This is a genomic window from Burkholderia sp. 9120 (assembly GCF_000745015.1).
Lineage (GTDB): Bacteria > Pseudomonadota > Gammaproteobacteria > Burkholderiales > Burkholderiaceae > Paraburkholderia.
In genome coordinates this window covers 6,029,120-6,051,967 of the sequence record NZ_JQNA01000002.1, presented here as the reverse complement: position 1 = coordinate 6,051,967, position 22,848 = coordinate 6,029,120, and the positions used below count along the sequence as shown (strand labels likewise).

The window sequence follows — 22,848 nt, the reverse complement described above, 5'->3', positions numbered from 1 at the left end:
TATTCGGTAGCAAGTACAGCGCCCGGTGCGGCGCATCGGGGTGGGAACGCAATATCGGTATACTGGTCTATCCTGCTTTCGCCGCGGCTGACAAGGCTGTCGGCACTTACTTCTTTCAGGTTTTGACGAGCGTATGAAACGTTATCTGTCTGCTTTTCTGGCTGCGGCCCTGGTTTCCACGGCAGCTTTTGCGCAAAGCGCGCCTGATGCGGTGGTAAAAGGTGCCGTCGAGGGCACGGTCGCTGCCATGAAGGCCGACCCGCAAGCGCGTGGCGGCGATATGAACAAAATCACGCAACTCGTGGAAACGCGCTTCCTGCCGGCCACGGATTTCCAGCGCACCACGCGGATCGCCGTGGGCAAAGCCTGGTCGACCGCTACGCCTGATCAGCAGAAACAGCTCTATGACCAGTTCACGCTGCTGCTGGTTCGCACTTATGCGGCATCGCTGTCGCAATTGCGCGATCAGGACGTGAAGTTCAAGTTCTTGCCGGTCGATGCATCGGCGGGCGCTAAAGACATCGTGGTGCAGTCGCACGTGATCAGCAACGGCGGCGACGACGCGATCGACTACCGCCTGACCAAGGGCCCGTCCGGCTGGAAGGTCTACGACATCAACATGATGGGCGCCTGGCTGATCCAGGTTTATCAGACGCAGTTTGCGGATCAGATTTCGAAGGGTGGCGTCGACGGCCTGATCAAGTTCCTGACCGCGCACAACGCGCGTAGTGCAGGCTAAGGACTGAGGGTAAGGCCGCCTACGTTTAAACGTAGCGCCCTTAGCGGCGCGGCTAAAGAAAAAGCGCGGTGGCCCGAAAGCCACCGCGCTTTTTTATTTCTCCGGCATCACAATCGGTCAGAAGCAGTGCGAAGCCGCCCCATGTACCGCCTAGTGTGCTGCCGCTGCCGCTGTCGCTGCCCGCGCGTTCTTGCCGCGGACATTGTGCGGCCAAGATTGCAGCGGAATAGACAACACGCTCTCTTTAAACTTCGCGTGCGGCGAGCGGTTGCAGCAGTTTCGCCGGCAACTTGAATTCGACTTTCTCTTCACGGCCTGACATCGTCGTGACGTCGACGGGTCCCAACGCGCTCAGCGCATCGATCACGTTTCTGACCATTTCTTCCGGTGCCGAAGCGCCGGCCGTGATGCCGACCGTCTGCACATTCGCAAACCACTCCGGCTTCACTTCCGAACCGTCGGCGACGAGGTAGCTCGCCACACCGCTTTCGCTGCCGATCTCGCGCAGCCGGTTCGAGTTCGAGCTATTGGTGGCGCCCACCACCAGCAGCACTTCGACCTGCTTGCTCAATTCGCGCACCGCCGCCTGGCGGTTTTGCGTTGCATAACAGATGTCGCGCGTGTCCGGTCCGACGATGTCGGTGAAGCGGCGCAGCAACGCGTCGATGATGCCGCGCGTGTCGTCGACCGACAGCGTGGTCTGCGTGACGTAAGCGAGCGGCGTGTCGAGCGGCAGGTCCAGATGCGCGACCTCGGCTTCGCTCTGCACCAGGATCACTTTGCCGGGGATCTGACCGATCGTGCCTTCCACTTCCGGATGCCCGGCGTGGCCGATCAGGATCAGCGTGCGGCCCGAGCCGACATACTGGCGACCCTGCACGTGCACTTTGGTGACCAGCGGACAGGTTGCGTCGAGCACGTCGAGACCGCGCGCTTCCGCGTCACGTTCGACGGTTTGAGCGACACCGTGCGCGCTGAAAATGGCAACGGCGCCTTGCGGCACTTCATCGAGTTCCTCGACGAAGCGCGCGCCCTTCTGGCGCAGATTGTCTACCACATGACGATTGTGGACAATCTCGTGACGGACGTACACGGGGGCCCCGTGTTGCTGTAACGCGCGATCGACAATCTCGATTGCACGAACAACACCCGCACAAAAGCCGCGGGGTTGAGCAAGGATGACTCGCATAAGTTGGCGAACTCCGACTGACGCGGGTTTCGAAGAAGTCGGTAAGTTTGACTTTATCGCCGCGACCATCTAATTAGTTGACGTCTTGAGCCCCGGCGACCGCCGGTACAGCAAAACCAAACGCGCATTCTAACGCTATCAGGCCGGCTTTGCTTTGGCGGCCCCGCCGGGTGTTGGGCGGGCGCTGCATTACTGGCCTGGGTTCGGCGCCACCGCGGGGGCATGCGGCAATGATTACACGCTGCGCCGGATTGGCGGAACCCTTAAACTACGGGGTCCTGCGGCGTGCTCGGGCGCCCGCATTACAGAATGGTTTCGAGGCTCGCTGGATGGAAGTCGATCACTCCGAAAATTTTCCGGTCGCGAGCGTGTTGCTGCCTAAGGCGCTGCGCGCGCCCATCGGCATTATCTATCAAGTTGTCCGCACGGCGGCCGACATCGCCGACGAAGGCGACTGGAGCGCGGCCGAGCGGCACGCCCGGCTCGCCGACTTCCGCGCCGGTCTCGACGCGGTCGCGGAGCGGCGCGCGGCGCCGGTGCATCCGCTGCTGTTCGGCAAGCTGGCCGGCGTGGCGGCGCAATATAAACTGCCGCTCGCGCCGTTCTACGATCTGTTGCGGGCGTGCGCGCAAGACATCGACACCCGCCGTTATGCGGATCGGGCCGCGCTTCTCGACTATTGCCGCCACTCGGCGAATCCGGTCGGGCACCTGATGCTGCATCTGGTGGGCGCGGCCACGCCGGAGAATCTCGCTGACGCCGACGCGATCTGCACCGCGTCGCAACTCATCAGCTTCTGGCTCGAAGTCACCGACGACTGGAAAAAGGATCGGCTGTATCTGCCGCTCGCGGATCTGAAGCGCTTCGGCGTGACCGAGGCGCAGATCGCCAACGGCCTCGCCGACGACGCCTGGCGCGCACTGATGGCGCACGAAGTGTCGTTTGTCCGGAGCACGCTGGTGCGCGGCGCGCCGCTCGCGTTGCGGATTCCGGGGCGGCTCGGGTTCGAGCTGTGCGGCGCCGTGCACGGCGGTCTGCGCTTTCTCGAGCGAATCGAGCGCGCGGGTTACGACGTGTTTCGCGAGCGGTTGGAACTCAATGCGTTTGACTGGTGCGTCGTCGCGGCGCGCACCGTGGTGATGTGGCTATCGCGACGCGTCGGTGTGGCGGCGCGTTCAATCGAGGGTAATGCTTAATGGCGGTGGTTCTGTTTCTTCTTTCGTGTCTCTCCCTGTTGATCTGGTGCGTGCTGCTGTTCGCGCGCGGCGGTTTCTGGCGCGCGCGGCCTGCGGCGCCGCTGGCGCTCACGCCGCGCGAAACCTGGCCGGCGGTGGCCGCCGTGGTGCCGGCGCGCAATGAGGTCGAGGTGATCGCCGAGGCGGTCACGAGTCTGCTTCAGCAGGACTATCCCGGCGACTTCCACGTGATCGTGGTCGACGACCACAGCAACGACGGTACCGCCGACGCCGCACGCGCCGCTGCATTGCAGTTGCAATGCCCCGACCGTTTGACGGTGCTGAGCGCGAAGCCGCTGCCGCCGGGTTGGTCCGGCAAGGTGTGGGCGCAGTCGCAAGGTATCGAGGCGGTGCGCACGCTTGGCCTGCCGGCGGACTTTCTGCTGCTGACCGACGCGGACATCGGCCATCCCGCGGATGCGGTCGCGCAACTCGTCGCTCGGGCGGACGCGGAACAGCGCGATCTGGTCTCGCTGATGGTGCGTCTGCGGTGCGATTCGTTCTGGGAGAAGGCGCTGATCCCGGCGTTCGTTTTCTTCTTCGCCAAGCTGTACCCGTTCGCGTGGGTGAATAACCCGCGCAATCGCACGGCGGCTGCGGCCGGTGGCTGCATGCTGGTGCGACGCAGCGCGCTTGAGGAAGCGGGCGGTATCGAGTCGATCCGCGCCGAACTGATCGACGATTGCAGCCTCGCTGCGCGCATCAAGCATCGCGGCACGGGGCGTCATCCGATCCGGCTGGATGTGGCGGCGCGTAGCGTCTCGCTGCGTCCGTACGATAGCTGGCGCGAGATCTGGAACATGATCGCGCGTACGGCCTTTACACAGTTGCATTACTCGCCGCTGCTGCTCGCCGGCACGCTGCTGGGCATGACGATCATCTATCTGATGCCGCCGGTCGCAGCGCTGGTGCTGGGGCCGATGGGCTGGCCCGCGTGGCTCGCGTGGGCGGCCATGTGCTGCGCGTATGCGCCGATGCTCAGTTATTACCGCCGTTCGCCGCTGTGGGCGCCGTTTCTGCCGCTGATCGCGCTGTTCTATGTCGGCGCGACGTTTGCGTCGGCGGTGCGTTACTGGCGCGGCAAGGGCGGGCAGTGGAAGGCGCGCGTTCAGGCGCCGGTGCAGGAACGCTGATGCGGTTTGTCCCGGTTGAGTGAGCAAAAAAATGGCGCCTTGGAAGGCGCCATTTTTTATTTGCTCTGCGTAAGCATCATGTAGAGCTGAATCACCATGTCGGGTGAGAAGGTGAACGGCACCCAGCCGTGCCCCGTATGGCGCATGACCAGCAAACGGTCACCGTTCGACTGCTTCTGTACCGCCATGACCGGGTTCTTGGTCGACACGAAGCGCCAGCCCGGCGGAATACCCGGCGGCGGCTCCGGCGTCATCGACGCGCGCGCGTTCGACAATTCCTCGATCAGTTTGCCGATCTGGTCCGGACGCAGCGCGACGGTCTGACCGCCGATCGTCATCGTGATTTCGTTCTGGCCGGGGCGATTGATTTCGAGCGTGGGTGGAACCGGCTCGGCCGGTTCTTCGACCACCGCCGACGGCGCTTGCTCAACCACGGCGGTTTCAGCCGCGACATTATTCGCGTGCGATTCGGGCGCGACGTGATCCGCCGACGCTTGCGGCGCAACGGTCTCTGCGGGTGTCTCGGGAGTATTGTCGGCCGGCGGGGCCACGACAGCCTGAATGAGCTGATCGACGCCCATTTCCAGCGCGCCGAGCTGTTCGTGAAGATTCATGCGAGGTTTCTCTGGTAAGACCTACGATTTTACCTGCTGCGCGTAGGCTTTTACCTGCCGCAAACACAGTGACGTTGTAACAAAATGCTGGCGGCCGCGCCGGTTTGCCGGGCGCGGACCGCTTATTCGAGCCGGTTTCAGCGCTTCGAGCCGGGCGTCAGATAGCCCGCTTGCCTGAACCAGTCGAGCGCGTCGCTCAAACCTTCGCGGTAGGGCCGCGCGCGATAACCGAGCTCGCGCTCCGCTTTCGCCGACGTGAAGTACATCTTGTTCTTCGACATCTTCAGACCGTCGACGGTGACGAACGGTTCACGCTTCGTGATCTTCGCAACCGCTTCGGCGCCCATTGCGAGCGGATACAACGGCCAGCGCGGCAGGCTTAGCGTCGGCGCCTTGCGACCGGTCAGCGCCGCAATATCCGCGAGCATCTGCTGCAACGGCAGATTTTCGCCGCCGAGAATGTAGCGCTCGCCGATCTTGCCGCGCTCCAGTGCCAGAAAATGGCCGGCGGCGACGTCATCCACATGCACGAGGTTCAGGCCCGTGTCGACGAACGCGGGAATCTTGCCGAGCGCCGCTTCGACGATGATGCGGCCGGTCGGAGTCGGTTTGACGTCGCGCGGACCGATTGGCGTCGACGGATTGACGATCACCGCCGGCAGGCCGTCTTCGGCGATCATGCGTTCCACCGCGCGTTCGGCCAGCACCTTGCTGCGCTTGTACACGCCGATCGCCTGATCAGCTTTGAGCGGCGAGGTTTCGTCGGCGGACTGGCCGGAACTGGTCACCTTCAGCGTCGCCACGCTGCTCGTGTAGACGATGCGTTCGACGCCTTCCTTCAGCGCCGCGCGCATGGTCGCCTCGGTGCCTTCGAGATTCGAGCGCTCGATTTCGCTCGGGTCCGGCGCCCACAGTCGATAATCCGCCGCCACGTGCAGCAGATAGCGCACGCCTCGCAACGCGATGCGCATCGACGCTTCGTCGCGCATATCGCCGACGACGATTTCCGCATCCAATGCCTCGACGTTTTGACGCGGACTGGTGGCGCGCACCAGCACGCGCACCTTGAAACCCTTCTGTTGCGCAATGCGTGCCACCGACGAGCCGACGAAGCCGGAAGCGCCGGTCACGAGCACGAGATCGCGATTCTGTTCGCTCATTCTGTTTCCATTCCCTGCATGACAGTCGACGGATTGTACGTGCCGCGCGCGCCGTGTGTCGCGCCGGGTGCGCCGGGCAGGCGGGTTGATGACGGACATTGCCGAGCAAGCTCGCCGCGACGCGGCTAGAATGCCGGCTTGAAAGTTGAGTTGCATGGGAGAACACGGCATGGCCCCGGATCTGGATCAGCGGATCGAAACGTATTACGTGCGCGTACGCGGCACCGTGCAGGGCGTCGGCTTTCGCCACGCGACCGTGCGGCAGGCTCACGCGCTCGGTATCAAAGGATGGGTGGCGAATCTCGACGACGGATCGGTCGAAGCCATGTTGCAGGGCTCGGCCAATCAGGTCGACCGGATGCTGTCGTGGTTGCGGCATGGACCGCCGGCGGCGCGCGTCACCGAGGTGGCCGGCGAAGAACGCGCGACCGAAAAGCGTTACGAGCGTTTCGAGCAGCACTGAGCGAGTCGACACGGCGCTAAATGAAAAAAGGCGGGCCGCCATCACACGGATGGCGGCCCGCCTTAATCATTTGCGCTGGTGAATCGGCTTTGCTTGAGCGTTCAGCCGGCGTCTGCGTCCACGTCCGCGTTTAGCGCGCTACCAGCAAACTTTCCGCAAAACCCCATTCGTCTTCGACCCACTGATGACTGCATACGAAGCCGGCGTCGTCGGCGATTGCGGGCATTTCTTCCGCGCGATATTTGTGGCTGCTCTCGGTCCAGATCGTTTCGCCCGCCTTCAGCGACACCGTCAACTGCGCGGCGCCGACGTGCGCGGTGATATCGCGCTTCGCGCGTAGATGCATTTCGATGCTGCGCGCGTCCGGATTGAAACGCGCGACGTGCTCGAACGCCTCGAGCGGAAAATCGCCGTCGAGTTCACGGTTGATGCGCGCCAGCAGATTCAGATTGAACGACGCCGTGACACCGACCGCGTCGTCATACGCGGCGATCAGCACCGGCGTCGGCTTGATCAGATCGGTGCCGAGCAGCAACGCGTCGCCGGGGGCGAGCATGTTGCGGATGTCGCGCAGAAAACGCGTGGCCGCGAGCCGGCCGAAATTGCCGATCGTGCTGCCGAGAAACAGCACGAGCAACCGGTCGTCCGCCGCGCGGTCCTTGCTGACTTCGGCCAGACCGGCGAGATAGTCGCGTTCGTAACCGACAATCGAAATCCGCTCGATGTCGCCGAGTTCGCGCCGGCACAACTGCAACGCGCTGCGCGAAATTTCAATCGGGCAGTAAGAAGTAGGGCGTTTTTTACACAGCGCTTCAAGAATGCGCCGCGTTTTACGTCCACTGCCGCTGCCGAGTTCGGCGACGGTCACGTCATGCGGCAAATGCGCGACGATGTCCGCCGCATGCTTCGCGAGCAGCCGCTCTTCGGCGCGCGTCACGCCGTATTCGGGCAGCACGGTGATGACTTCGAACAACGCGGAGCCGACTTCGTCGTACAGATACTTCGACGGCAGTTCCTTTTGCGGCGTGTGCGTGAGTCCGGCGCGGACTTCGGCGGCGAAAGTGGAGCGGAAGTCGGGTGAGGCATCGTGCGAGAGGGCTGGCTGGGTCATGGTGGCTCCAGTAGTCACATTCGGTGAGCGGAGTTGCCGGCAGTGCGGTGACAGGCATGTTGAAACGCTGTCGAGGCATGCCGCGGAAGAGTCGGGCGGGCTCGTCCGTTGGACGTGTTGTGCCGGCCCGGCTCGGGGATGCTGCACAAGCTGTATCGCCCATGAGAAATTTCAGCGGGGCGTTGCGAACGACAAGGCGTACAGCGTCGCAAGACTTCGTAGCAAGATTCGCGCTTGAGCCGGCTTGGGTGGCTGCGAGAGACGCTGCCGTTTGAAAGGCCCGCGCCTGGCTGGTCGCGCGTGAAGTTAAGTTCTAGTGCATCGATACGTGATGCGCACGGAATAATTTGCAGCTTGATGACGGGAAAACGCAAAGCCGTGTATGACCAACCCGTCTAGAATGCCGGCTTGCGCTGCCTGATGAACCGACTGAAAAACTGGAACGCAGTGAGCTCCTGGAAACAGCTCGCCATACTGCACCGCCTGCTTAAGAGACACGCCGCTAATGACGACCCGCCACGCCGCGCTGCCGGATGCTGCGCTGCAAACAACATCGCTTGCAACGGGATTTGCAACTGCATCGCCCATTACCGCGATCGCGCCGCGGACCGTGCAATGAATCAGTATGACCCAAAGCGCGGCATCGCGTTGTCTGTCGGCGCGTCCGCGCTGTTTGCATTACTGTCCGCTTACGCAACGCTGCTCGCGCCGCTCAGTGGCCTCGATATCTTCGCGTGGCGGATCATCTGGACCGTGCCCGGCGCGCTTCTGCTGGTCGCGTTGCGTAAGCGCCTGCCGATTCTCCGGCAGCTTCTTTACCGCATGGTGACCGAGCCGACACTCGGTGTGGCGATGATCGTCAGCGCCGTTCTGCTGGGCGCGCAACTATGGGTATTTCTGTGGGCGCCGCTGCATGGCCGCATGCTTGAAGTCTCGCTCGGCTATTTTCTGTTGCCGCTGGTGATGGTGCTGGTCGGCCGCTTCTACTATCACGAACATCTCGACGGCTTGCAGTGGCTCGCGGTGATCTGCGCCGCGGCAGGCGTCGCCCATGAACTGTGGGCGACCGGTGCCTTCTCGTGGCCGACCTTGCTCGTTGCGCTCGGCTATCCGCCGTATTTCATATTGCGCCGCAAAATCAATCAGGATTCGCTCGCCATGTTCACCGTCGAAATGGCGTTGCTACTGCCGGCAGCGATTGTCTTCGCGATCAGCGGCGGGTCGCTGGCGGCGATTGGCGGCCGTCTGGACATGTGGTTTTTATTGCTGCCAGGCCTCGGCGCATTGAGCACGCTCGCGCTCGCTTCGTATCTGAAGGCGAGTCGCTTGTTGCCGATCGCGCTGTTCGGCATTCTCGGTTATGTCGAGCCGGTCTTGCTCGTGCTGGTTTCGATCATGCTGCTCGGCGAAACGCTGAACGCCGCGCAACTGGCCACGTATATCCCGATCTGGATCGCGGTCGCGTTGACCGCGTTGCATAGTGTGCGACTGGTTCGATTGGCGCCGAATTGAAGCGCTTACGACGTGTCGCGCTATGCCATGCCATGCGGCTCAGTGATGCGCCGCCGCCCGCTCCGCATTGATACGCGTCGGCCCGACTTGCGCTTCGATCGCCTCGCGCAGCGCGGGACGCCAGCCGAAGCCGAACAACGCTTCCGCGAGAACGAACAGCGGGCCGATCATCAGTCCGATGACGTCGTCGACGAAAGCCGGCTTGCGATGTTCATAAGCCACATGGCCAATGAACTGAAACACCCAGCCGATCACAAACAAACCAACGCCGGTCGCAATCCAGATCAACGTGGATTGCGCGGCGATCCACTGCCCGAACGCGACACACACGACCGACACGACCGCCATCATCACGCCGAGCGGCACGTCGAGCACGAGGTAATAAACAGTCGCCGCGCCGAATAACAGCCACGCTGGCGACACCATAAACGGCAACGCGCCGACCGCGAAAGCGGGACGGCTCATCAGAACCGCAAGCGCCACCACGATCATCGGAATGCCGATGAAATGCGTGGCGATATTGCGCCGGTCGCGATGGTAAGCCGCGTATTGCGTCAGTTGTTGCGTCAGCGTTCTCATGGATGCCCCTCGTCCGTCAAAGTCAGCATAATCGCGGGCAACGGAATTTGAAACCATCGGGTAGCCGACAATCGGGCACGGATGCCGTCCTATGACTGCGAGTTTTTCATCGAACGAGAATGAATTGAGCGCGCTGCTGGCGCGCAGCGCGTGGTTCCGCTCGGCGCCGGCCGACATGCAGGCGCAGTTGATCGAAGCGGGGCGCGTGGAGCGCCTCGTTGCCGGGCAGCGGCTTTTCACACGGGGCGACCCCGACGACGGCCTCTATTGCGTGCTCGACGGTCTGGTGAGAATTGGCGCGGCCAGTTCGGCCGGCAAGGAGGCCTTGCTTGCCGTGATCGAACCGGTGAACTGGTTCGGCGAGATCGCGCTGTTCGACAATCGGCCGCGAACCCATAACGCGTATGCCGAACGCGATTCGGTGCTGTTTCATGTGACGCGCGCCGTGCTTGCCGCAATGCTCGAACGGTCGCCCGCGTATTGGCATGTGTTCGGTTTGCTGCTGACGCAAAAGCTGCGCCTCGCGTTCGACGCAATCGAAGAAGCCGCGTTACTGCCTGCCGCGCAGCGCGTGGCGCGCCGGTTACTGCTCATGGCGGGGGGTTATGGTGAACCTGGCGCACTGCGGCGCGTGCTGAAGGTGCCGCAGGAAGATCTGGCGATGATGCTGGCGTTGTCGCGGCAGACCATCAACCAGGTGCTGAAGCAGTTCGAAACGCAAGGGGCGTTGAAGCTCGGCTACGCCGAGATCGAAATTATCGATGCAAAAAAACTCGGCGCACTAGCGGAACTCGATCCTGCCGCGGAGTGAAACACGCACTGCCCCGCCGGATCGCACGGCATCTTTATAAGCATTTTACGGCGCGCCCCTGTTTCTTTGGCGATTCGCTATACCAAGCCCGGTAAGGTCGAGACACTCCGGGTCAGGAAGCGAAAACATGCATGGAAATAGCGTTCTGGATGGTGTGCAGAGACAACGACAAGCCGGGCGAACTTGCCCGGCATCTCGCCTGACGACGATGCTCGCGGCGATCGCGATTTCGTTCGGCGTTGCCGCGCAGGCGGCCGATGCGCAGTCGGCGGTGGCCATACCGACTACGGTTGCGGTCGCAGGTAATTCGATCAGCGCTTCAATGAGCGACTCGACGCCCGGGTCCACGCTCCCATCGCTCAGCGACATCACCGCGATGCTACGCGCGCAATTCCGCGTCGCGCCGATGGAATCGATGAAGATCGCACGTGCCGTGTTGACCGAAGCGGACCGCCATGCGATCTCGCCGGTATTGCTGCTCGCGGTGATGTCGGTCGAGTCGAGCTTCGATCGCCACGCGGTGAGTGTGGCCGGCGCGCGCGGCTTGATGCAGGTGCTGCCCGCGGCACATCCGCAATTGATCGCCGGGACGACCGATCTGTCCGATCCGGCGATCAACGTGCGTATCGGTACGACGATTTTGCGCGACTACCTCGACGCGAGCGGCGGCGATCTCGAAGCTGCGTTGCTTCGCTATAGCGGCGGCGGTCGTGGCTACGCGCGGCGCGTTGTGTTGCGCATGCAAAGTTTCGACGCGAGTCTGCGCCGCGAATGAAGAAGCCATTCGCGGCGCGTTTTTAGTTCGCGATGGGTACGGCGACGTGGAAGGCGAACCGCTCAGTTCGTCGCGCCGGCAAACTCGGCGCGCAGATCCTGCAAGCGGTCGCGCGCCGTGCTCAAGCGCTCGACGAGTTGCGCCGACGCACGCGAAATCGGCATGCGGGTCTCGTCGCTGAGCGAATGATCGAAGGCGAGCATGGCCTTGATGGCCGACGGATTCGGCGCCGCGAACAGCAGACGCAACACCGGCAGCAAACTGGCGAATAGCGTACGCGCGTCCATCGCGCGATCGGCATGGATCAGTTCCTGCACCGCGATCAGCAGATCCGCGCAAACATGTGCGCTGGCGAGAATGCCGCCTGCGCCGCCGTGATGCAGGCAGTCGTCGAAGGCTTCGTCGGTGCCGCACAGTACGTTGACGGGCAGTGCGCTCAGCTTCTCGAAGTGTTCCCTCACGCACTCCTTGATCGCGACGATATTCGCGTGTTCGACGAGCCGCGCGACCGTCTCCGGCGCGATTGTCACGCCGGTTCGGTGCGGCACGTTGTACAGCACGATCGGGCGTTCGGTGGCGAGCGCCACCTGGTCGAAATGCCACTGCACGCCAGCCTGATCCGGACACACATACGACGGCGCGGACACCAGATAGCCGGCGCAATCCCAGCGCTCGTAGCGCTGAATATCGTGCAGGACATCACGCGTGTTCGAGCCGCCGACGCCGATCAGCATCGGCAATCGCTGGCCGACCACTTCCGTGAGCGCTTGCAGCACGGTGAGACGTTCGGCTTCCTGTAACAAAGCGGCTTCGCCTGTCGTGGACAGCGCAACGAAACCGCTGATTTCCGTGCGCAGATAGTAATCGGCGAGACGCTGCAGCGCGTCGATATCGACTTCGCCGTTACGCAGTGGCGTAACGATGGGCAACCAGATACCGGAGAACATGATCAACGCACCTTTGCGGTCGTACTGCCGCGTTTCACGGGGCTGATCAACGCGGCGGGGAGGGTCGAGATCAGGGTGTGCAGGGTGAAGTCGAGATCGTCGCGCGCAATGTTGAGTTGCACACGCACTTCGTCACGATCGGCTTCGGTACTGACCACATACACGCCGAGCGGCGAGTGAAGCAGTGCGCGCAACTGGGTGCCGGGAAGGTCGTGCGGGAGATGCGGCAGAGCGACTTGCAGGCGCACGCGCGCCGAGGGGAAGGGAAAAACGTTGTTACGTGACGGGGCCGGCGGTGCGTTGAGCGGTTGCGGAGCGAAGCTATCGATGGTTTGTGTGAGTGCCATTTAATCCGGCGTTCGTCGACGCCAGGGTTGATCAAGACAGTTCGAGATTAGACTTCCGCGGGTAAACGCAGTGCAAAAATTCGCGTGCCGATTGAAAAAATCATGCGGACTTTTTGACGGTGGACGCATGCTCTCTCACGAGACGCGCAAAAAAAAGGCGAGTCCGTAAACTCGCCCTCCCTGAACGGCACAGTGCGGCTTCGACTAACTACCCATGCATGGCCGATGCGTGCCGAAACCGATCACGTGTTATTGCGTCTTGGTCGTGTCGGTCTTTGCGCCGTCGACTTTCGCCGGGGCATTGCTGGCCTCTTTCGCGTTCTCCGTCTTGCTCTTCGCGGCGCTTGTTTCGACTGCGGCCTTCTTGGTGACCTTATGCGGCTTGGCCGTGTGGTGAGCGGCAACCTTCTTCACATGCGACTTGCTCGCGGCCTTGGTCGGCGCTTTCGTCGTCGCGGCGCCTTCGTCCGTTGCACCGGTTTGCACGGCGGTGCTGGCCTTTAGGTTCGCTTGACCGGCGGCCTGCGTTTGCGCAGGTTGTGTCGGTTGCGCGGCGGACGGTGCGGCCGTTTGAGCAAATGCGGTCGACACGACGAGAGCGGAAGCGAGAGCGGCGAAAAGCGTCTTCATGGTGTTACTCCTGGTTAAACCGGTGGTTTCTTGTATCGCGGCTGAATGTGTTCAGCGCTGCCGGTTTAACGTTGGCCGGAAGACAGGAGTTGACGACGCTCTGGTGACAAAACGTAACGGCTGAAACATGTCGGGGTACTGAATCAGGGGGGCATTGCGTGCGGCAACATGGTGCTAGCTCGGCGAAGGTGAGGACGAAAATCGGCGAGTATTTTGTCTTTCGTATTGTCGGACGGCGTGAGGACGAACTGAGTGGAGAGAGCGAAGTTCAGGAGTTGAAAAGGTGGGGGAAAGCCGTGCCATTCGGATCGTCATCGGGGCATGAACGTTAGCTGCGAACTCCGCCTCGAAAATTGAGGTGCTATCGGTATTTAATCGGTAAATACATGCCGTTTAAAGCCATTTTTTGGCTTTAAACGGCAAATTCACGCCGGTTAATTTTCGATAAAAATTTGACCGTGCGTCGGCTAATCGGTAGAATATTGCCGATAAACCGTCATTCAGCCACCTAACCGGCGCAAAAATGAACTTTGAGCTTGCAAGTTCTCAAGAGGTTGCTCGCGAACTGGGCCAGCGGCTTCGCGAGCATCGCCTTGCCCAAAACCTTCAGCAGGAAGAGCTCGCGAGCCGCGCGGGCATATCGGAACGGGCCCTTCGCAATATCGAGCTGAATGGCCAGGCAACGCTCGACAACTTCCTTCGCGCGGTCATGGCTCTGGGTCTGGCGGGCGAGTTGGGCAACGTGTTCAATACGAAGCCGAGATCGATTCAGGCCATGGAGGCTGCCAACGTCAGGCGTCAGCGTGCTTCCCGGGGATCGTCATGAAGAAACTCAGCGTCATTTACGCGGGCTGGGGCGAGCGTTTCGAACTCGGTCAGCTCGCTGACGACGGCACCGATCTTCTGTTCGAATACTCAGCGGCTGCACTACAGCGAGGCCTCAGCCTGTCTCCGTTCAAGATGCCGCTTGCACCCACCACCTACGGAAACTTTCCGGCGTATCAGCTGGGGTTGCCGGGACTCGTGAGCGACGCGTTGCCGGATGGCTGGGGCATGCTCCTGATGGACCGGCTGTTCCGCAAGCAGGGCTGGGACACACGCCGCCTGTCTCCGCTCGACCGCCTTGCGTTCATCGGCGAAAAAGCGATGGGTGCGCTCGCCTTTGAGCCGAACGCCGGTGAAGCGCTCGATCCTCAGGATGTCGAACTCATCACGCTTGCTCAAGACGTCCGGCAGGTCATGGTTGACGGAAGCGAGCCACTCCTGCGCGAGCTGGCTTTGATGGGTGGCTCGCCGCACGGCGCCCGCCCGAAAGTTCTGGTCAACTTCGACCCGAACTCCAACCGGATGTCTAATACCGAGCAGGGTGCCGGGACACCGTGGCTGGTGAAATTCCCGGCGCAGCACGACGACAAGGAGGTCTGCGCCGTCGAGGCAATGTACGGTGTGATCGCTGCGGCGTGTGATCTTCGAATGCCCGTTACTCGCTACTTTGACCTTGGGCCCTCGCTATCGGCGTTCGGCATAGAGCGGTTCGACCGCACCGAAGGCAAGCGAGTGCCGATGCACACGGCAGCAGGCGTGGCCCACGCCGATTTCCGTGTGCCGCAGATGGACTACGTCACGCTTTTGCGGTTGACGCAGTTCATGACGCGCGACGCGCGCGAAGTTCAGCAAGCGTTTGAGCGGTGCGTGTTCAACGTCGTATTCAACAATCGCGATGACCATGCCAAAAACTTTTCTTTCGTGCTGGCATCGGACGACCGTTGGCGCTTCTCGCCCGCGTACGATCTGACGTTCAACGGTGGCCCCGGCGGTGAGCATCAGATGGACATCTGCGGCGAGGCAAGGGCCCCTGGCCGCGAGCATCTGATGAAGCTTGCAAGCATGACCGGTGTCGAACCGCGCATGGCGTCGCTTGCCATCGAACGTATTGCTACGCTTGCGTCAACGTTCCGGGAATTTGCCGACGGCTTGCCTATCACGAGTGAAACGCTGGACGTGATGGAGCGTGCCGTCAAAGAGAATCAGTCGCGGATGGTCTGATTCCTCACCGACACGTCACTGAAACGGATTCCGCACCACGCCCGGTTTCAGATCCGGTTCGTCTTTCACCTTCGCAGGCAGATTCGCTTGCGCCTGCAACGCGGCGACGACGGCATCCACCGCTGCCTTAAGCGCAAGCGCTGCTTTCAGCCCGGCTTGATCCTGCGTCAATTCCAGCGTGCCGTTCAGCACGACGCGCGTCGTGCCGTTGCTCAGCGTGAACGCGTCGCCCTCAATGTTGAGCACGTCGTCATCGTTCGAATAGGGTTTAAACACCTTTTAGTCCTCCCGGTCGCTGATCTTTGAGGTTCTCCGGAATGCCCGGAAAACGGATGCCCGATGCGGCTTCGAGTTCGTGAATCGTCTTGATGTCGTAACGGTTGGTCGAGACATTGTCCACCATCACTGCGAAGGCCAGTTTGCGCGACGGCACGTAGACGACCTTGAACAACTGCGTCGGCACGAACACGCGCGTCGGTCCGATGGTCTGCAACTGCTGACCGTTGAAGAGCGGACCCGTAACCACATACGTATCGCCGTACGACACCGCGATCTTGCGCACGGAGGTTTCGATACGCGCCCACAGCCGCTGATTGTTCTCGCGATTCTGCGGCACGACATTGGCGAGCGAGAACGACTGCGCCATCGCCTCCTGATTCCAGCGATTACCCGCCGGACTCATATGACCGCGATCGAAACCGCTGCGCTTATAGTCCGCGAGCGTCGCGCCTTCGCCGTCCGGCAAGCGCGCGTCTTCGAAGAACTTGTTGGTGCGCACCATGTCTTTGGCGGCTTCGATATGGTCGGGCGTCAGATGCTCAGCGGACCACAACGGACCGTGCGTGAGACCGGAATGCAGCACCGCGAAATCGCTATAGCAAAGCATGCGCGTTTTCGGCGCCATCTTCTGATTGGTCAGAACCGGCCATTGCGCGTTTGGAGTGAACTCGGTGCAGGAGGGCGCTGCGCTTGCGTGTGCGGCAACAGCGAATAACAGACAGGCAAACCACTTCTTCATGTGTCGGTCGGTCGAGGGATGGGGCCGCAAGTATAGCGTCGCGAGCGCAATTCGAGCGATGCGAAACACTGCGAAAAACCGGAAGAAGAAAGCGGAGTGCTACGGTGTGCCGCGTTGAAGAAGAGACGTGAATGTGGTGTGCGCGGCGTGGTCGCAATCGCGTCGCACCAAAAAAAACGGGCCGCTTTGCAGCGACCCTAATGCGTGGAGTTCCAACTCTACGGATGGAAACTTAAGACGGGCTTAAAGGCATAAACGACGAAATTCAACGAGAGAAGTTCGGCAAGGAAGACGCGAACGCACGTGCGAATTTCTCTTCAGCAAGACTGCGCTCGCACTGACACAAAGCCATTCCGACCGACACAAAAGAAAGCGCCAGAACTCAATTACCGAACACGCTATTCTCGGCACGGACCGTCTGACGATCCACCGCCTGCAACCGCCAGAATCCGCTTGTCGGCGCGCGCGTCGGCAGAGCCGTCCAGGCCGCAGCGCCTTGCGCCGCGCTCACGCGCTGCTTGCGATCCACATGCAAGCCACGCAACGTGCACAGCGGCGCATCCGTGCTGGGCGCACAGAGGGTCGTCACGCCGTCCTCGTCGTGCAGCTCGCCCCATGGTGGAAGATCGATCCCTTGGTGCGCCTCTCTCGACCACCGATGTTCTTCGGTGTCGAGCCATAGCACGGCGTAGTCGTGGCTGACGGTGGGATCCGAACCGTTGATGAGAATGGTTAGGCGCATGGCAGTTCCGTACAGATTGCGAAGTTTGGCTATACCAGTCTAGGCGGCGACGTGCGTTATTCAAGTCTAGAAGTATCAGGTTCCGACACGAAAAAAACGAACGCGCCACGCACGCGGCGGTACGATAGCCGCGTCGTGATGACGTCCGCGGAGGCGCGCCATGCTGCATCGATTGCTGCGGTACACGGTGGTGACGGGATGCCTGACTACGGCAGCGATGTCCGGCGTCGCGGCGGACAACGCGCCGTTCGCCGCACCGGCGCCGATTGTCTATGTGGCCGACTTCGACCTCGATGTCGCGAACGTAACGCCGGACAGTGGCCCAGGGCAGCGCGTGCGCCGTCTGCGCGGTTTGCTGCCGAGCGGGCCGGGCCCGTTGGGGCAGGATAAAAATCCGCAGGACCACGCGAAACACATCGTCGACGAGATGGCGGACGCGCTGACCGACGATTTGAAAAAGGGCGGCGTGGATGCGCGTCGCAGCGCATCCGGCCAACCGTTGCCGCCAGCGGGCTGGCAAGTGCGCGGCGTGTTTCTGAACGTCGACGACGGTAATCGCCTGCGCCGTGCGATGGTCGGCTTCGGCGCCGGCCAGAACACTATTCAGGTGGCGGTGTCGTGCGATAGCCTGGGGGCGGCCGATCTGCCGCCGCTATATCAGGCCGTTGAAGAGGCCGACAGCAAGAACAAGCCGGGCGCGGTCATCAAGCTGAATCCCTACGTGATTGCCGCAAAGTTCGTGATGTCGAGAGGCGACGAGAAAAAGACGATCGAGAAAACTGCTCAGGAGATCTCGGACGCGGTGCTCGCCAAACTGCACGGCGCGGCGCAGTAAGGCGACATAAAGCGGCTAGGCGCAGCGCCAGCGGCGGCACTTAGCCGCAAGCGCAACGCACGGTTCACGCAGAGCGCGGGCAACGCACAGCGCGCGAAAAAACCAAAAACCGCGTCGCCCCCTCGCTCAAGCCAGATCCAACGTCCCCGTCAAATCGCCCAACGGCGCGAGCCCATTACTCGCGAACGCGCGGTCGCGCGCCATCACGCCGTCCAGCGGCGCCAGCCCATGCACGCGCGTGATCAGCCGAAGAATCGAATTGGTGTCGTACACCGTGTGATCGACGTAGCCCTTCTTCGCGAGCGGCGACACCACCAGCGCCGGAATTCGCGAGCCCGGACCCCAGCGATCGCCCTTCGGCGGCGACACCGGATCCCACCAGCCGCCGTTTTCGTCGACGGTGACGATCACGACCGTGTTCGCCCACTGCGGTCCGCGCTGGATATGGTCGATCACCGCAGCGATGTGGCGGTCGCCCGATTCGACGTCGGCGTAACCCGCGTGCATGTTCAGATCGCCTTGCGGCTTGTAGAACGTGACCGCGGGCAAACGGCCCGCGTCGATATCCGCGATCAGACGATTGCTCGTGGCGTCGTTGCCGAGTCCGGCATCGCGCAGATGTTGGCGGCGCGCGGCCGTGCCCGGCGCGTAATTGGCGAAGTAGTTGAACGGCTGATGGTGATACTGAAAGTCAGGCACCGCGCCCGTATCCTGGTGGTCCAGCGCGTATTGCCACGCGCCGCTGTACCACGCCCAGTCGACCCCTTTGTCCGTCAGCCGGTCGCCGATCGTCGCGTAGTTTTGCGGCGGCAGCACACGCGGATTCGACAGATCCGCGAACGCGGGATTGCCGCCTTCGGCCGGCCGCACATTGCTTGGCTGATACGGCGGCGCCATCGTGTTGACGGCGTAGCCGTCGGCGGTGAATGCGCCGTCGTTGACGAATTTCGGCGGACCGTCGAGCGCGGACGCGGGCGAGTCTGCCGCGAGCTTCAGCCGCGTGCCGGTCGGATCGTCGCCTTCCACCACCGAAGCCAGCTTTTTCGCCGGACTATTGTGAATGTCCGGATAGAACGGCGGCTGCGCCGAAATCAGAAAGATGTGGTTCATCCACGAACCGCCGAAAGCCGCCATGAAGAAGTTGTCGCACAGCGTGTATTGCTGCGCCAGATTCCACAGACGCAGCGTGTCGGCGGAATTGCGGTAGTGCCCCATCACGAGGCCGCCGGAATCGCCCCACGCGGCAAACTGATTGTTGCGGCCGGCGTTGATCTGCATCTGGTTCTGATAGAAACGGTGCACCAGGTCGCGTGTGATCACGCCGTTGGGCAGCGGCGCGCCTTGCGCGTCGGTGATATGGAACGGCTGGTTGCGCAGATTGCCGAGGTCCTTCTGCGCGATCATGTAACGCTTGCCGTCCACTTCCTGCGCTTGCGGCACGAGGCCGCCCCAAATGGCCGGCAAACGCGGCAGCGGCGTTTTGCCATCGCGGTCGAATTGCAGATAGCGCTCGGCGCTGACGGCGTCGAGCGGATGCTGCACGCCGGGGAAGTTGCCGTACAGATTCGCGAAGCTGCGGTTTTCCGCATAGATCACCACGATGTGCTTGACCTGATCGTGCAGCGCGGCATCGAGGCGCAAGTCGGCTGCGCTGCGCGGTGCGCCGTCGCCCGACAGGCTTTGCTCGGTCTTGCAGCCCGCTAGCGCGATGCCGAGGCCGACCGCCGCGAGCCCGGTGAGAACGCGGCGGCGTTCGGGATCGTCGGGGGCGTTGTCGGTGTGGTCAGCGTTGTTGGCGTTGGGCGGCAGGGTGGAGTCGTGGTCGGTCATCGGTCGTTTCCAGAGTGGGCGTGACGGGCGCTGGGGCCGCGCACGGTGAGAACGTGCGCGTGCGCCAACGGTGGCAGATCCGGGCGAGCCGCAAGACGCGGCCTAAGGCAATCGGCGCTTGACGCGCCAACTATTGTGCGTTGCATCGACGGCGAGCAGCAGCCATTGTCGACTATCAACAGGGTGACGCTTTTGGGTCGCATAGCGGTCCACGGCCAATTCGAGTTCGTCGAGCGCGCGGCGGTGACAGGTTGCCTTCGCGCCGGAGCCATCCGCGAATTCGACGACGGCGGCCGCCTCGCGGGCCGACTCGGGTAAATGCGGAATGCGTACCGCGCAGCCCGGATAAAGATGCGAGTCGGCAACCTGAATCTGGATGGAATCGGACATGAGCGTGGCCTCCGGACGCTTGAGCGGAGCGAAAGCGCGGCAGTGAGGCGGCGCGCAGTGGACCGCATCAAAGGATAGCACCGCGCGAATGGGCTGCGGCGTCGATAAATGACCGCCGGGTGCTTCGCGCTATGATGCTGATCTGACTACGATGAACCGCAGAAACGGCAGCCAAGATGGCAAAACAAGAGCAAACAGGAGTGGGACGCAAGCAGGCAAAGCCACGTGGCGAGGCGGCCGCGATTTCGCCGGACGATGCGTTGTCGTCGGTCCAGATGGAAGGCGCCGAGTCCCACGATTCCACCGACGAAGAGAGCGCCGGCGGATCGACTTATCTCGTGCCGGGCCTCGAACGCGGGCTGCGGATTCTCGCTGAGTTCAGCGCGCGCGAACCGGTACTCGGTGCGCCCGAATTGTCGAAACGCATCGGCATTCCGCGCACCACCACGTTCCGCTTGTTACAGACGCTCGAAGCGCTCGGTTTTCTCGAACGCGTGAATGGCGATCGTTATTTCCGGCTGAGCGTCGCGGTGTTGCGGCTCGGCTTCGAGTATCTGAGTTCGCTCGAACTGACCGACGTCGGCACGCCGATTCTCGAACGTTTGCGCGACGCCACCGGCCTGAGCACGCATCTGCTGATTCGCGATCAGCGCGACGTGGTGTTCGTCGCCAAGGCGCAAACCCACGAGCCGATGTTCAGCTCCGTCAAGGTGCATGTCGGCACGCGTCTGCCGGCGCATGCCACCGTGCATGGCCAGGTGCTGATGGGCGATCTGAGTTTCGAGGAATTGCGCCAGTTGTACCCCGAGCCGCAACTCGAACGCTTCACCGAACGCACGCCGAATACCGTTGAAGAACTGTACGGACGGGTGCGCGAAAGTGCGGCGCTGGGTTATGCGTTGAGCGAAGCGTCGTTCGAGCGGGGTATTTCCGTGGTGAGCGCGCCGGTGCGCGATCAAAGCGGCAAGATCGCCGCCGCATTGACCGTCACGATTCCGCGTTCGGATATCGGCGAGGCCGAGGAGCGCGAGCCGCTCATCATCTCGGTCTGCCAGGCGGCGCTCGAATTGTCCGAGCGTCTGAGCTATCGTCCGCGTCCGGACGATCCGACCGCAGCGCAGGCACGCCGCAGGCCGGTTGCGGCGAGCTGATTCTGCCGCGCACTCAATAATAAAGCGCGCGAGTCAGGCTGTGTTCACAGCCGACTCGCGCGCTTTTGCATTTTCGCTACCGTCCCGCATCAGACGATCAACGCATCAGAACGAGTGATGAATCCCCGTCAGGAAAATCGTCTGATTCCGGCCGCTCGACACACCCGCGGTAAAGAACGCGGCGTCCGTATTCGAACCCGCGCGCTCATACAGTGCATTCACATACAACTGCGTCGACTTGGACAGCGCGTAGATATCGCCGATCTCGAACTGCGTCCAGCGATGTCCCGCCAGCGTCGTGGTCGCGGCGCCGCCGGCGATGCTATTGAACGGCGTGAACTGATAATTCGCGCCCGCATCGTAGCTTTGGTACGTGTTCGAATGACCGGCGTATTCCAGCTTCACGCGCGTGTACAGACCATGCACCAGCAGCTTGCCGAACTGGTAGGACGCGCCCGCGCCCATGTTCTCGACCTTGTCCGCCGTGTAGGTCGCCGCAGCCACACCCTGGAAGTTGGTAATGCCCGTCGTAATGATCGACGGCGTCCGGTCGTGCTCGTTCGCATACGTCGCGCCGGCCTTGAACGGGCCGTTCGCATAGCTAAGCGCAAAGCTCAGCGTCTTGCCGGTCGAGAAGTTGGTCGTGTTGCCGAGACCCATCATCGCGCCGACTGAAAAGCCGTTGAAACTCGCGGAACGGAATTTCACCGAGTTGTCGAACGGCACGACGCCCGTGTCGGCGAGTTCGTCGATATTGCCCGGATGGAACGCGTACCAGCTGGCGGCCAGATAAGCGGTGCTCAGCGGACCCAGCACGTCGAAGCTGAACGGTGTCTGATGGCCGAGCGTCACCGTGCCGATCTTGTCCGAGCTCAATCCCACGAACGCCTGCCGATTGAATAGCACGCCCGCTTTAGCGAAGGCGCCCGTGTTCGTATAGAAGCCGTTTTCCAACTGGAAAACCGTCTTCAGCCCGCCGCCCAGATCTTCGACGCCCTTCAGGCCCCAGCGGTCCGGCTGCATGTTGCCTTGTTCCTCGATCCACTTCGAACTGCCGCCCGCATTACTGATGTACGCGATACCGGCATCCAGGCTGCCGTATAGCGTCACACTGCTCTGCGCCCATGCGCCAGTTGTTGCGCAGATTGCCGTCAAGCCGGCCGCAATGATGTGCTTCACCGTTGGTTCTCCTGATCACACGACGGATTGGCCTGCGCCGATGTCGTCGTCCCTGATCCTTGCTTTGGGGTTGATTGCAGCTTTGGGTTTATGCGCCAAAACTGCACCGCTTTATGTTCCACCTATGGGCGTCTGTATCGCCTATGGAAAGTATAGTGACTCTAGAAGTGGTCAAAATAAATTTTCGGACCCCGTACAAACCCGCATCGGTGCTTTTCTATTTGTCTGCCAATAACGTCTCAACCTAGCGCCAGAAGGCGCTGCGCGCGATTCAAGGATTTCGGCCGGATCACGCAATGCTGTGTTGCGAAAGCCACAGTCGGTGTTTTCCCCAGGCGGTTCAGATTTTTATTTTTTCTCGCTGAAGCCACTCCTATAATTATCCATACACGAACTGATGTTCCTTAGGTGG

25 protein-coding genes are annotated in these 22,848 nt (G+C 62.0%); 11 read left to right on the top strand and 14 right to left on the bottom strand.

Annotated elements, in window-relative coordinates; translation table 11 throughout:
• The first annotated feature begins 133 nt into the window (after positions 1–133).
• Complete coding sequence (locus FA94_RS34940; RefSeq protein WP_035560547.1) at positions 134–739, top strand: MlaC/ttg2D family ABC transporter substrate-binding protein; 606 nt, start codon at positions 134–136, stop codon at positions 737–739.
• 244 nt (positions 740–983) lie between these two features.
• Here the strand turns inward: FA94_RS34940 and ispH are convergent, their stop codons facing one another.
• Positions 984–1,928: a 4-hydroxy-3-methylbut-2-enyl diphosphate reductase gene (gene ispH, locus FA94_RS34935; RefSeq protein ID WP_035560544.1), complete on the bottom strand. Its 945-nt coding sequence runs from the start codon at positions 1,926–1,928 to the stop codon at positions 984–986.
• 329 nt (positions 1,929–2,257) lie between these two features.
• Here ispH and hpnC point away from each other — a divergent pair, with 329 nt between their 5' ends.
• Together hpnC and FA94_RS34925 are read left to right on the top strand one after the other, a co-directional pair.
• On the top strand, positions 2,258–3,124 hold the full coding sequence (hpnC, locus tag FA94_RS34930) for a squalene synthase HpnC (protein WP_035560542.1): 867 nt from the start codon (positions 2,258–2,260) through the stop codon (positions 3,122–3,124).
• Positions 3,124–4,296, top strand: coding sequence for a glycosyltransferase (locus FA94_RS34925; protein WP_035560521.1), 1,173 nt, complete (start codon positions 3,124–3,126; stop codon positions 4,294–4,296). Before hpnC ends, FA94_RS34925 begins: the two co-directional genes overlap by 1 nt.
• Before the next feature lie 56 nt (positions 4,297–4,352).
• On the opposite strand, the gene FA94_RS34920 is transcribed toward FA94_RS34925, so the two are convergent.
• Both FA94_RS34920 and hpnA read right to left on the bottom strand, forming a co-directional pair.
• Positions 4,353–4,910, bottom strand: coding sequence for a hypothetical protein (locus tag FA94_RS34920; RefSeq protein ID WP_035560519.1), 558 nt, complete (start codon positions 4,908–4,910; stop codon positions 4,353–4,355).
• Positions 4,911–5,047: 137 nt separating this feature from the next.
• Positions 5,048–6,070 carry a hopanoid-associated sugar epimerase gene (gene hpnA, locus FA94_RS34915; RefSeq protein ID WP_035560518.1) on the bottom strand — a complete coding sequence of 341 codons (1,023 nt, stop codon included), beginning with the start codon at positions 6,068–6,070 and terminating at the stop codon, positions 5,048–5,050.
• Positions 6,071–6,239: 169 nt separating this feature from the next.
• Between hpnA and FA94_RS34910 the strand changes: the two genes are divergently transcribed.
• Positions 6,240–6,533 (top strand): acylphosphatase, encoded by a 294-nt coding sequence (locus FA94_RS34910; RefSeq protein ID WP_012428825.1) that lies wholly within the window; start codon positions 6,240–6,242, stop codon positions 6,531–6,533.
• A 130-nt stretch (positions 6,534–6,663) separates the two neighbouring features.
• Here FA94_RS34910 and egtD read toward each other — a convergent pair whose 3' ends face one another.
• Positions 6,664–7,644, bottom strand: a complete 981-nt coding sequence (egtD, locus tag FA94_RS34905; RefSeq protein WP_035560517.1) for an L-histidine N(alpha)-methyltransferase — start codon at positions 7,642–7,644, stop codon at positions 6,664–6,666.
• 615 nt (positions 7,645–8,259) lie between these two features.
• Between egtD and rarD the strand changes: the two genes are divergently transcribed.
• Positions 8,260–9,156, top strand: coding sequence for an EamA family transporter RarD (gene rarD, locus FA94_RS34895; protein WP_035560513.1), 897 nt, complete (start codon positions 8,260–8,262; stop codon positions 9,154–9,156).
• A gap of 39 nt (positions 9,157–9,195) precedes the next feature.
• Here rarD and FA94_RS34890 read toward each other — a convergent pair whose 3' ends face one another.
• Complete coding sequence (locus FA94_RS34890) at positions 9,196–9,735, bottom strand: Mpo1 family 2-hydroxy fatty acid dioxygenase (protein ID WP_035560511.1); 540 nt, start codon at positions 9,733–9,735, stop codon at positions 9,196–9,198.
• 91 nt (positions 9,736–9,826) lie between these two features.
• Here FA94_RS34890 and FA94_RS34885 point away from each other — a divergent pair, with 91 nt between their 5' ends.
• A complete protein-coding gene (locus FA94_RS34885) occupies positions 9,827–10,546 on the top strand; it encodes a Crp/Fnr family transcriptional regulator (protein WP_035560508.1) in 720 nt (239 codons plus the stop codon).
• Positions 10,547–10,754: 208 nt separating this feature from the next.
• The gene (locus FA94_RS34880; RefSeq protein ID WP_035563990.1) at positions 10,755–11,321 is read left to right on the top strand and encodes a lytic transglycosylase domain-containing protein; all 567 of its coding nucleotides are present in this window, start codon (positions 10,755–10,757) and stop codon (positions 11,319–11,321) included.
• A 62-nt stretch (positions 11,322–11,383) separates the two neighbouring features.
• Here the strand turns inward: FA94_RS34880 and FA94_RS34875 are convergent, their stop codons facing one another.
• The 3 genes from FA94_RS34875 to FA94_RS34865 all read right to left on the bottom strand — a co-directional run bounded on the left by FA94_RS34875 (position 11,384) and on the right by FA94_RS34865 (position 13,245).
• Complete coding sequence (locus FA94_RS34875; RefSeq protein ID WP_035560505.1) at positions 11,384–12,268, bottom strand: 4-hydroxy-tetrahydrodipicolinate synthase family protein; 885 nt, start codon at positions 12,266–12,268, stop codon at positions 11,384–11,386.
• Positions 12,269–12,270: 2 nt separating this feature from the next.
• Positions 12,271–12,615, bottom strand: coding sequence for a hypothetical protein (locus FA94_RS34870; RefSeq protein ID WP_035560503.1), 345 nt, complete (start codon positions 12,613–12,615; stop codon positions 12,271–12,273).
• Between the two features lie 249 nt (positions 12,616–12,864).
• Positions 12,865–13,245 carry a hypothetical protein gene (locus FA94_RS34865; RefSeq protein WP_035560501.1) on the bottom strand — a complete coding sequence of 127 codons (381 nt, stop codon included), beginning with the start codon at positions 13,243–13,245 and terminating at the stop codon, positions 12,865–12,867.
• Between the two features lie 523 nt (positions 13,246–13,768).
• Here FA94_RS34865 and FA94_RS34860 point away from each other — a divergent pair.
• On the top strand, positions 13,769–14,071 hold the full coding sequence (locus FA94_RS34860; RefSeq protein ID WP_035560498.1) for a helix-turn-helix domain-containing protein: 303 nt from the start codon (positions 13,769–13,771) through the stop codon (positions 14,069–14,071).
• The gene (locus tag FA94_RS34855) at positions 14,068–15,291 is read left to right on the top strand and encodes a type II toxin-antitoxin system HipA family toxin (RefSeq protein ID WP_035560494.1); all 1,224 of its coding nucleotides are present in this window, start codon (positions 14,068–14,070) and stop codon (positions 15,289–15,291) included. The genes FA94_RS34860 and FA94_RS34855 overlap by 4 nt, the downstream gene beginning before the upstream one ends.
• Before the next feature lie 15 nt (positions 15,292–15,306).
• Here FA94_RS34855 and FA94_RS34850 read toward each other — a convergent pair whose 3' ends face one another.
• The 3 genes from FA94_RS34850 to FA94_RS34840 form a co-directional block, all read right to left on the bottom strand.
• Positions 15,307–15,567, bottom strand: coding sequence for a hypothetical protein (locus FA94_RS34850; RefSeq protein WP_035560492.1), 261 nt, complete (start codon positions 15,565–15,567; stop codon positions 15,307–15,309).
• Positions 15,560–16,309 carry a DNA/RNA non-specific endonuclease gene (locus FA94_RS34845; RefSeq protein WP_035560489.1) on the bottom strand — a complete coding sequence of 250 codons (750 nt, stop codon included), beginning with the start codon at positions 16,307–16,309 and terminating at the stop codon, positions 15,560–15,562. Before FA94_RS34845 ends, FA94_RS34850 begins: the two co-directional genes overlap by 8 nt.
• Before the next feature lie 382 nt (positions 16,310–16,691).
• Complete coding sequence (locus FA94_RS34840) at positions 16,692–17,051, bottom strand: DUF3564 domain-containing protein (RefSeq protein ID WP_035560487.1); 360 nt, start codon at positions 17,049–17,051, stop codon at positions 16,692–16,694.
• Positions 17,052–17,211: 160 nt separating this feature from the next.
• Here FA94_RS34840 and FA94_RS34835 point away from each other — a divergent pair, with 160 nt between their 5' ends.
• Positions 17,212–17,886, top strand: a complete 675-nt coding sequence (locus FA94_RS34835) for a DUF4410 domain-containing protein (RefSeq protein ID WP_035560484.1) — start codon at positions 17,212–17,214, stop codon at positions 17,884–17,886.
• A gap of 126 nt (positions 17,887–18,012) precedes the next feature.
• Here the strand turns inward: FA94_RS34835 and FA94_RS34830 are convergent, their stop codons facing one another.
• Together FA94_RS34830 and FA94_RS34825 are read right to left on the bottom strand one after the other, a co-directional pair.
• Positions 18,013–19,716 carry an acid phosphatase gene (locus FA94_RS34830; RefSeq protein ID WP_035560482.1) on the bottom strand — a complete coding sequence of 568 codons (1,704 nt, stop codon included), beginning with the start codon at positions 19,714–19,716 and terminating at the stop codon, positions 18,013–18,015.
• Between the two features lie 102 nt (positions 19,717–19,818).
• The gene (locus tag FA94_RS34825; RefSeq protein WP_035560477.1) at positions 19,819–20,106 is read right to left on the bottom strand and encodes a hypothetical protein; all 288 of its coding nucleotides are present in this window, start codon (positions 20,104–20,106) and stop codon (positions 19,819–19,821) included.
• A gap of 176 nt (positions 20,107–20,282) precedes the next feature.
• Between FA94_RS34825 and FA94_RS34820 the strand changes: the two genes are divergently transcribed.
• Positions 20,283–21,257 carry an IclR family transcriptional regulator gene (locus tag FA94_RS34820; protein WP_035560473.1) on the top strand — a complete coding sequence of 325 codons (975 nt, stop codon included), beginning with the start codon at positions 20,283–20,285 and terminating at the stop codon, positions 21,255–21,257.
• 105 nt (positions 21,258–21,362) lie between these two features.
• On the opposite strand, the gene FA94_RS34815 is transcribed toward FA94_RS34820, so the two are convergent.
• Positions 21,363–22,436 carry a porin gene (locus FA94_RS34815; protein WP_035560469.1) on the bottom strand — a complete coding sequence of 358 codons (1,074 nt, stop codon included), beginning with the start codon at positions 22,434–22,436 and terminating at the stop codon, positions 21,363–21,365.
• Positions 22,437–22,848 lie beyond the last annotated feature (412 nt).

Bases quoted from the DNA above. Each gene is read 5' to 3' on its own strand.
- FA94_RS34940 (WP_035560547.1), top strand. From the start codon at position 134: ATGAAACGTTATCTGTCTGCTTTTCTGGCTGCGGCCCTGGTTTCCACG.
- ispH (WP_035560544.1), bottom strand. From the start codon at position 1,928: ATGCGAGTCATCCTTGCTCAACCCCGCGGCTTTTGTGCGGGTGTTGTT.
- hpnC (WP_035560542.1), top strand. From the start codon at position 2,258: ATGGAAGTCGATCACTCCGAAAATTTTCCGGTCGCGAGCGTGTTGCTG.
- FA94_RS34925 (WP_035560521.1), top strand. From the start codon at position 3,124: ATGGCGGTGGTTCTGTTTCTTCTTTCGTGTCTCTCCCTGTTGATCTGG.
- FA94_RS34920 (WP_035560519.1), bottom strand. From the start codon at position 4,910: ATGAATCTTCACGAACAGCTCGGCGCGCTGGAAATGGGCGTCGATCAG.
- hpnA (WP_035560518.1), bottom strand. From the start codon at position 6,070: ATGAGCGAACAGAATCGCGATCTCGTGCTCGTGACCGGCGCTTCCGGC.
- FA94_RS34910 (WP_012428825.1), top strand. From the start codon at position 6,240: ATGGCCCCGGATCTGGATCAGCGGATCGAAACGTATTACGTGCGCGTA.
- egtD (WP_035560517.1), bottom strand. From the start codon at position 7,644: ATGACCCAGCCAGCCCTCTCGCACGATGCCTCACCCGACTTCCGCTCC.
- rarD (WP_035560513.1), top strand. From the start codon at position 8,260: ATGAATCAGTATGACCCAAAGCGCGGCATCGCGTTGTCTGTCGGCGCG.
- FA94_RS34890 (WP_035560511.1), bottom strand. From the start codon at position 9,735: ATGAGAACGCTGACGCAACAACTGACGCAATACGCGGCTTACCATCGC.
- FA94_RS34885 (WP_035560508.1), top strand. From the start codon at position 9,827: ATGACTGCGAGTTTTTCATCGAACGAGAATGAATTGAGCGCGCTGCTG.
- FA94_RS34880 (WP_035563990.1), top strand. From the start codon at position 10,755: ATGCTCGCGGCGATCGCGATTTCGTTCGGCGTTGCCGCGCAGGCGGCC.
- FA94_RS34875 (WP_035560505.1), bottom strand. From the start codon at position 12,268: ATGTTCTCCGGTATCTGGTTGCCCATCGTTACGCCACTGCGTAACGGC.
- FA94_RS34870 (WP_035560503.1), bottom strand. From the start codon at position 12,615: ATGGCACTCACACAAACCATCGATAGCTTCGCTCCGCAACCGCTCAAC.
- FA94_RS34865 (WP_035560501.1), bottom strand. From the start codon at position 13,245: ATGAAGACGCTTTTCGCCGCTCTCGCTTCCGCTCTCGTCGTGTCGACC.
- FA94_RS34860 (WP_035560498.1), top strand. From the start codon at position 13,769: ATGAACTTTGAGCTTGCAAGTTCTCAAGAGGTTGCTCGCGAACTGGGC.
- FA94_RS34855 (WP_035560494.1), top strand. From the start codon at position 14,068: ATGAAGAAACTCAGCGTCATTTACGCGGGCTGGGGCGAGCGTTTCGAA.
- FA94_RS34845 (WP_035560489.1), bottom strand. From the start codon at position 16,309: ATGAAGAAGTGGTTTGCCTGTCTGTTATTCGCTGTTGCCGCACACGCA.
- FA94_RS34840 (WP_035560487.1), bottom strand. From the start codon at position 17,051: ATGCGCCTAACCATTCTCATCAACGGTTCGGATCCCACCGTCAGCCAC.
- FA94_RS34835 (WP_035560484.1), top strand. From the start codon at position 17,212: ATGCTGCATCGATTGCTGCGGTACACGGTGGTGACGGGATGCCTGACT.
- FA94_RS34830 (WP_035560482.1), bottom strand. From the start codon at position 19,716: ATGACCGACCACGACTCCACCCTGCCGCCCAACGCCAACAACGCTGAC.
- FA94_RS34825 (WP_035560477.1), bottom strand. From the start codon at position 20,106: ATGTCCGATTCCATCCAGATTCAGGTTGCCGACTCGCATCTTTATCCG.
- FA94_RS34820 (WP_035560473.1), top strand. From the start codon at position 20,283: ATGGCAAAACAAGAGCAAACAGGAGTGGGACGCAAGCAGGCAAAGCCA.